Below are 7617 nucleotides of genomic sequence, written 5' to 3'. Positions count from 1 at the left end.
GGTCTATTTATGTAAGTGGATCGACTTTTTCTACCATAAAATGTGAGTGATGGCTACCATCAACAATTGAGATAAAAATCAACTTGAATTGGGGGAGAAGGGATTGGTAGGCTCCACGTGCCAACCCCTTCTCTAAAAATGATGATCATTATTATTGAGGAAAAATTCAGATTTTATACAGAGGTATAATCATTGAAACTATTGCCCCACAATAGTTTTGAGGTGCTTGTCACCCCCTGAGATCAAAAGGTGAGTTACTGGTGTGGGTACAGGGCGTATAAACTGCGCGGGAGACCCAGTCCCTCATGAGTCGAGATTAGGCTTAATCACATTATGGGCAAGAAAACTGACATCTAGAGGAGTCCAACCTGTAGCAATAGAGCAATGGTGCTTCGATTATCTCTGGTTATATGGCTTAGTCGAGCCTGAAACTGGAGAAAGCTTTTTTGCAGAATTTTCTCATGTAGATGGGGTTTGCTTTCAGCAGTACCTGAAGTGGTTTGCTCAAAACTATCCAGCCGAACTACATATAATTCAACTAGATAATGGACGGTTACATACTTGGTCAAAATTAGAAATTCCTGAGAATGTTATCCTTTTATTTAAACCTCCCTACAGTCCACGAGTTAATCCGATTGAAAAATTATGCAAAAAAATTAAAAAGCAATTGAAGTGGGAACTGTTTGAGAACCTTGACAGTTTAAGGAACCTAATATCTCAAGTCTTACAGTAGTTAACTCCACAAACCATTAAATCCGTGACGGGATGGGACTTTATTTTAGAAGCTTTATCTGTAGCATAATTTTTCGTATTTCATATTACAATCAATTAAGGTATACTTATAATTTGTCAAACTACTCATAAAGTGATGACACAATCCTCTTTATTTGAGAAACTAAAACACCCTAACCCTCACTTGCGTGATCGAGCAATGTGGGAAATAGTCGAAACTTGTGATGAAACTACCATTCCTAACTTGATGGAAGTTTTGGCAGAAGAAGATACCGTCTATCGACGGGCAGCAGTTAAAGCACTCGGAGCGATCGGGACAGATACTGTGCCATTTTTAGTCGATTCGTTGCTCAACAGTGATAATTCAACAATTAGGAGCAGTTGTGCTAAAGCTCTAGCTCAGGTAGCTATTAACTATAAGAATGTTCCTTTCCCATCTGAAGGAATTGAAGGCTTAAAAAAAGGACTCAGCGATACCAATCCCGTTGTTCATATTGCCTCAGCAATGGCTTTAGGAGTCATTGGTGTGCCTGCTTTAGATAGCTTGTTGGAAGTCCTAGATGGAACTGAGAACTTAGGCTTGGCAGTGGCAATTCTCAATGCTGTTAGCTCTATTAATGACGAACGCTCTAAAGCAGTCTTAACCAAATTAGCCAATGATGCCTCTGCTGACACCTATGTACGGGAGACAGCCATCAGTGCTTTATCCCGCTTGGATATGTTGAATTTCAAACCTAACCGAAGTTAAAAAGGCTAAAGCTACTGTGCTTCAGCCAGGTTAAGCTTATTTAATATTTAGCTATTCCCAATCGTTTTCTGATGATTGCCTCTCTAGTTGAGTAATTGCCAATTTAATAATCTGCTTAATATCTGCTTCTGATTCCTGTTCCCATGCTGTTTGTAAGGGAACTAATGCACTATCGGAACGAATTTTCATCAAAGATAGAGCTGCTGCCTTGCGAGTTTCACCGCTAGTAGGATGATTCAGTAACTCTATCAAATAGGGAGCTGCTGGTTTATAAGCCAAATTTCCCAGGACGGCTGCTGCTTCAGTGCGTACTATTTCAGACGAATCTCTTAGGGCAGTCAATAAAATATTCAGAGCCTCTTCCTCCCCTGAATCTTGGGCAATTTTGGCGATCGCCCCTACCACAGCAGCCCTAACTGCGACTTTTTCAGAATGAATCTCCCGATATAGATACTCTTTTGCTTCAGGTCCAATAAATGCCAAAGCCCAAGCTGCATGACCTTTGGTACTTTCTGGATACTCTGTTGACCCTAAAATGTCCAACAATGGAGGTACAGCAGCTTTTCCTATCCTGGCTAGGGCACCAACTGACGATCCTTTAACCACTGTATCTTCATCATTGAGGAGAGCATGGACTAAGGGAGAAACTGTTTCTGGGTCAGCAATCAGGGTGAGGGTTTTGGCACTAGCTCTGCGTACTACAGGATCGGGGTGATTTCCGAGAGCCTCTATCAAGAAAGGAGTAGCTGGTTTGCCAATTTGTCCGAGGGTCTCAGCAAAGCCTAAGCGCACCATTCCCCGTGAATCTCCCAGACACTCTACCATAAGTTTTAGGCGTTGACTGTCGTTGGGGTCAAAGGTTTGTTGGACTACTTCTTTTCTAGCAGAGGCCAGAAAAGCATCTGTTTCTTCTGGAGACATAAAAAAACGGCGTTGATAAATTAGTGTATGATATTAATCTTAATTCTTTAGGAGTCAGGAGTCATATCATGTCCGGTTGAATACTTATTCTTTGGTGGAAGGAAGGCAGAAGGTTTTCTTTCAATAGAGGAGGTAGTCGGATATATTTATCCCTTTATTTTTTTGCCATAGTTACCCCAAAATACTAACTTTTTGGTCGCTCAAGCTTAAAAAGCTGCACTTTTTTTCTTTCTAAAAAGGCACTTACCTTTATCTGTAAATGCTCTTAGATTTAATCAGCAAACCCTAATAAAAATACAGTGACATCTCCCACACGCTCGCTGACGCTATAGTGTGGGCTTCTCGTTTCGTAGCCCCGGTATCCCGTCGGGCTCCACGAGCTTTAAAGACGGAATGCCCTACCGCCCTATTTTTTATATTTATCGCCGCATTTAAGTCGCGGTCTATGACAATGCCGCAATGCGGACAACAATGAGTTCGTATGTTTAATTCTTTCTTGACTTTTTTTCCACAGTTTGAGCAATCTTGGCTAGTATTTTTGGGGTTCACTGCTATAATCTTCTGTCCAGCATTTCCGGCTTTGACAGTCAAAATAGTTAGGAATTTACCCCATCCAGCATCGTTAATTGATTTACTCAAACGAGTTTTTGCTAGCCCTTTAATATTTAAGTTTTCATAAGCGATAACATCCGCTTTTGATAATAATTCATTGGCTGTTTTGAAGTGGAAATCTTTACGTTTATCGGCAATTTTTTTATGTTGTTTAGCTACAGTTTTTACAGCCTTTAACCACCTTTTACTTCCTTTTTTCTTTCGAGATAAACGTTTTTGTAGAGTCTTTAATCGCTGCTGAGATTTTCTATAGTATTGAGGTATAGGAACTGATTCTCCTTCACTTGTGACTAAGAATTCCTTCAATCCCATATCAATTCCCAGAGTGTTTTTTAATGTTGGTTCCACTTTAGTTGTTAAAGCTGGAACTGATTTGTCTTCTAGGGATAAAGTAATATAATAACCATCTGCTTTACGACTAATCGTCACTGTTTTAATTTGAAAACCATCAGGTAAAGGTCGATGTTGAATAAATTTGATATTGCCTATTTTGGGCAAGTTTATTTTGTTTTCTTCTATGCAGTTTTGCTTGATTTGAGGATAAGTAAAACTACGATAACGTCCTTTTCCTTTGAACCTTGGTTTTCCTAATTTATGTCCATTTTTGTCTGTCTTAAACCATCTGTCAAAGGCAAGTTTTACCCGTTTTATACAATCCTGTAAAACCTGAGAATGAATTAGCTTGTATTCCGGAAACTTGTCTTTGGTATTGACCAAATCTTTTTTTTGAGAGTAATAATCTGGATTATCTCTGAGTTGAGGGATTGGCATCACCAAGGGACAAGCGTTAACTGGACAACGGTTTTCTGACCACCATGAGAATCTTTCACCCAGCCTATAATTGTACTGCCGACGCAACAATTCCAACCACATTTCTATGACTGCGGTTTGTTCTTTGTTGGGTCTTAATTTATATTGGTAGGCAGTGCGCATAGTGGAAAATTTTTGAAGCTACATAAGATAATAACACAAGTTTTTTAAGGCGACAACTTGCGGATAATATTTGTAAATTGAATGGGCATTGAACCCATTCAATTTACCGCCGAGAAGCCTCACGCCATAATCTTCGATTTGGCGTGAGGCTTCTCGGCGGTCTAGCTAAAAAAACCCGCGCTGTAATACTTACGCAGTACACAGCCGGGATTAAGTAAAAAAAACGAGAGACATTAAGCGACTTCGCTAATACTGATAATTTTTCCGCCTGTTTTCTGGATATTTTGAAGTATCTTAGACATTTGGCTGTAGTTGACTACGCATTCTTGACGACTGAGCTTGCCCAATCTAGCAGGAGATCGAGAGGTAGAAAATGCTATTGTGAAGCGCTTTTCTGTATTACCATAAGAAGCTCCATTGCCGATTGCCAGTGGCTTTATCGGAGTTGGTAAATTAGCAGCCACAGAAGAAATTAATTGGGCGCGTTTATCGCTATCGTTAGTTGCAGAGCCGCGTAATAGAGAAAACATCCGGTTGAATGCTTCGTTTTTCAGTCCAACAACTGAACGAATACTGCGTGGATAGGGTACAATATTATCGCCAAAATTTTGAATATACTCGTCACTATCAATGTACGAGTTAATCTCAGTTTCGTATCCTTGTTCGTTATAAATCTGAACGTGCTCAGAAATTTCCTCTTGAGCTTGAGGAGGACGACCCAATAAATGCTTAAAATTTAACTCAATAAAGCGGTACTGAGACGAAGAGTGAAAAAAGAGTGATTGATAAAGACTTGATTGAGCCACACTCCTAACAAATTCACGGACTGTAATGTCGCCATTACGCAGTAGAGACTCAGCACTAGAGAGGCGATCGCCTTCCATGAGATACTGGTTTCCTAGTACCTGCTTATAAACTGCCCTGATGAGCTGTTCTAGCTCTCCTTCTGTGGTATTAGGACGGAGTTCTAGTGGGTCAACTTCAAAGGCATCCAAACCTAGAGTCGCTGATGTGCTTAATTTTCCCATTACTTTATTTTCTAAAGACCTGATGTTGATATTCTTAAAATTATGTTCGCTCTTAAGGCAGCGTAGTTAGCCTGCAGTAGGAGTAGTTAGCTCAATGAGTTCAAACCTCTAAACCCATAGCTTCTAACCCTTACAAGCAGACTAACCTTTATATCGCAATACTTTCAATAAAGAGTATTAGGACATGGAATTGATTAAGTAATCAAGATATCCATTGTATTCCCCTAAGGCTTGAGGAGACAGATCGCGAGGAGCGCAACCCCGATTCCGAAGGAAGCTTAACCCAGTAACGTAAGTATCAGTACCAATTCCAAGAGCGCGGTATACTTCCCGTGCTCCAGCAATTCCCCACTCATCAAGAGGACCTGTACCACCAACAATTAGACAGTAATTAATTAAGCGCAAGTAGTGAACGATATCCCGCTTGCACTTATTTTTCTGAGTTTCGGCATCCATATCCCGACCACTGCCACTAGGGAATTTGCTATAAATAGCATCAACAGCTTCTTGAGCTACAGCATCATAATTGCTTGCTAACTTTTCTGCTGCTTCGAGTCTGGCAGCAGAACGCTGTAAGCTACCTTGTACTGATTCTAAATCAGAACCACTGGGAAAACGACCTGCTAGATCGGCAGAAGCAACAGTTGTACTTAAAACTGATTTCATAATTGAATGTTTCTCCTATTCTCAAAGATAGATTTGGTCAAAATGTTAATTGATTAGCTTGAATGGCTCTAAACCTAGCTAATTTTAGCTGATAGCAGCAACAACTGCATCAAAGTAGCCAGAACACTCAGCGACCAAACTAGCGCAGTCGCCTTCAGTCACATCAATCTTTTTGTATTTGCTTCCTGCCTGAGCTTCAGTGTTCGTGTTACTGATGTGGGCAACAGCACAAGCTTTCATGATTTCAACAGCGCGAACTGTATTACCTGTGGGTACTCCTAGAGCAGCATAGGTTTCTTTAAGGCCATTGAGGCAGCGGTCTGTGAGAATAGAAGCATCTCCAGTTAACAGAGCATAGGTGATATAACGAAGAATAATTTCCCCATCCCTTAGGCAAGCTGCCATTTTCCGGTTGGTGTAAACACCACCACCTGGTGAAGTTAAACCAGGGCTTTCGCAACAGATACCAGCAACAGAGTCAGTAACAATACAGCTAGCGTTACTAGCAATGGAGTTAACTGCATCTAGACGTTTGTTACCATCAGCATTGATGCTGTGACAAAAGAAGCTAGTGAATGGGTATTTAGAAAATACCCCGATCTTACCAAACCTGGCGGACCTTGTGATTCTCAAATTAAGATCGAAAAATGTTATCGTGACCTAAGTCATTATCTGAGACTAATTAATTATTGTTTAGTAGTTGGTAGTACTGCTCCTCTGGATGATTGGGGTATTACTGGCCAGCGCGAAGTTTACCGCGCCCTCAATTTGCCTACTGCGCCTTATGTTAGCGCACTTCAATATACACGGAATCGTGCTTGTTCCCCCAGAGATATGTCTCCTCAAGCTTTAGCAGAATTTTGGGTTTATCTAGATTATTTAATTGATTCCTTCTCCTAACCAGTGTCGCTGCATAAATACTGTGGTGACTACAAATGATGATCGGGAGATGGGGAGATAATATAATACCAATTTGATAAATGTTTGCTACAAATGGTTAGGCTATTTCTTAGGAGTCAGGAGTCAGGATCCGTATGGGAATTGCTTCAATACCAGTTTTTAGCTCGGAAATCATCCTTTTTGTCAAAGGGAATATCCTGCATTTGTCTTTTTATTCCTCTTACTATTCGTAACATTCTTTTTTCAAATTGGTATAACTACTAGACATAGGCGTGATAATAAAAAATCAAATCAATTCTCACACATAAATTATCAATTATTTCCCCTCCTGGGAGGGGGAGGGGCTAGGGGTGGGTTCCCTACTGCCTACAGCAAAGCTGCCTACTCCCTATGCGTGGAGGAGATGTCTACTGGGGTTGCATATTATGGAATGATACTGCAAAAAATTGGTTTATACTTTGACTAAAAAAATCTAATATTAATCATTCTTAGCAATTCTTAAATCCAAAATCAAAATCAATCAAAAATATCAAATCACTGGTCACTTTGCAATGCCTAATTATAGCAAATTCGATGATTATAGGGTAGTTATCTAAGTGTCCAAATCTTGATCGAGAAGGGTTTTTATTTTTGTTAATATCTCCTTATTACAGCGGATTTGATATTACTTGTATCGAACTCGAAGCAAAGGGCACGGACATATCAAAAGCATAAAACTCAGACAACGCCAGATTTTTTCCTTCTTCCTTGTGCTATTTTTCATATAAAATTGCTATTTTACTCTCTCGTTCAACTTTAAGCTTTTGTAAAATAAATGTGGCATTATTTTTTGTTTTTAACATGAACTTATTCCAGTAATAATATTTTTGTTAAAAACACTAAATATTTTGATGTTTAAAAAAATAATAATTAAGCTTTTTAAACACATTTAACCTCAATAAATAACCCTGTCAAAAATAATGGAAGAGGTTCATAAAACCATGTCCGAATGATTAAGTATAATGTAAGGATTCAGGTATGCTAAATAGGAATAAGAGAAAGAGTTGATGAGGGATCGCCTACAACGCTGTCCACTAG

Annotated in this window: 7 protein-coding genes and 1 pseudogene; 3 read left to right on the top strand and 5 right to left on the bottom strand. The window is 39.6% G+C overall.

What is annotated here, in order from left to right; all coding sequences use genetic code 11:
- The first annotated feature begins 262 nt into the window (after positions 1-262).
- Complete coding sequence (locus D5R40_RS28440) at positions 263-733, top strand: transposase (protein ID WP_124146671.1); 471 nt, start codon at positions 263-265, stop codon at positions 731-733.
- Positions 734-868: 135 nt separating this feature from the next.
- The gene (locus D5R40_RS28435; RefSeq protein WP_124146672.1) at positions 869-1480 is read left to right on the top strand and encodes a HEAT repeat domain-containing protein; all 612 of its coding nucleotides are present in this window, start codon (positions 869-871) and stop codon (positions 1478-1480) included.
- Positions 1481-1531: 51 nt separating this feature from the next.
- Here D5R40_RS28435 and D5R40_RS28430 read toward each other — a convergent pair whose 3' ends face one another.
- The 5 genes and pseudogenes from D5R40_RS28430 to D5R40_RS28410 all read right to left on the bottom strand — a co-directional run.
- Positions 1532-2401 (bottom strand): HEAT repeat domain-containing protein, encoded by an 870-nt coding sequence (locus tag D5R40_RS28430; protein WP_124146673.1) that lies wholly within the window; start codon positions 2399-2401, stop codon positions 1532-1534.
- Positions 2402-2686: 285 nt separating this feature from the next.
- Positions 2687-3946: an RNA-guided endonuclease InsQ/TnpB family protein gene (locus D5R40_RS28425; protein WP_124146674.1), complete on the bottom strand. Its 1260-nt coding sequence runs from the start codon at positions 3944-3946 to the stop codon at positions 2687-2689.
- A 233-nt stretch (positions 3947-4179) separates the two neighbouring features.
- Positions 4180-4974: a phycobilisome rod-core linker polypeptide gene (locus D5R40_RS28420; protein WP_124146675.1), complete on the bottom strand. Its 795-nt coding sequence runs from the start codon at positions 4972-4974 to the stop codon at positions 4180-4182.
- Between the two features lie 177 nt (positions 4975-5151).
- Positions 5152-5640 (bottom strand): C-phycoerythrin subunit alpha, encoded by a 489-nt coding sequence (gene cpeA, locus D5R40_RS28415; RefSeq protein WP_124146676.1) that lies wholly within the window; start codon positions 5638-5640, stop codon positions 5152-5154.
- A gap of 84 nt (positions 5641-5724) precedes the next feature.
- Positions 5725-6186 (bottom strand): annotated as a pseudogene (locus D5R40_RS28410) (bilin-binding protein); the annotation flags it as partial.
- 9 nt (positions 6187-6195) lie between these two features.
- Here D5R40_RS28410 and D5R40_RS28405 point away from each other — a divergent pair.
- Positions 6196-6540, top strand: a complete 345-nt coding sequence (locus D5R40_RS28405; RefSeq protein ID WP_275670433.1) for a bilin-binding protein — start codon at positions 6196-6198, stop codon at positions 6538-6540.
- Positions 6541-7617 lie beyond the last annotated feature (1077 nt).

Source organism: Okeania hirsuta (genome assembly GCF_003838195.1).
Taxonomy (GTDB): Bacteria; Cyanobacteriota; Cyanobacteriia; order Cyanobacteriales; family Microcoleaceae; genus Okeania; species Okeania hirsuta.
The sequence above is the reverse complement of the archived record's forward strand: the minus strand, read 5'-3'. Positions and strand labels throughout refer to the sequence as shown.

What these genes read in the sequence shown, in the direction of transcription:
- D5R40_RS28435 (WP_124146672.1), top strand. Translation starts at nt 869, where the DNA reads ATGACACAATCCTCTTTATTTGAGAAACTAAAACACCCTAACCCTCAC.
- D5R40_RS28430 (WP_124146673.1), bottom strand. Translation starts at nt 2,401, where the DNA reads ATGTCTCCAGAAGAAACAGATGCTTTTCTGGCCTCTGCTAGAAAAGAA.
- D5R40_RS28425 (WP_124146674.1), bottom strand. Translation starts at nt 3,946, where the DNA reads ATGCGCACTGCCTACCAATATAAATTAAGACCCAACAAAGAACAAACC.
- D5R40_RS28420 (WP_124146675.1), bottom strand. Translation starts at nt 4,974, where the DNA reads ATGGGAAAATTAAGCACATCAGCGACTCTAGGTTTGGATGCCTTTGAA.
- cpeA (WP_124146676.1), bottom strand. Translation starts at nt 5,640, where the DNA reads ATGAAATCAGTTTTAAGTACAACTGTTGCTTCTGCCGATCTAGCAGGT.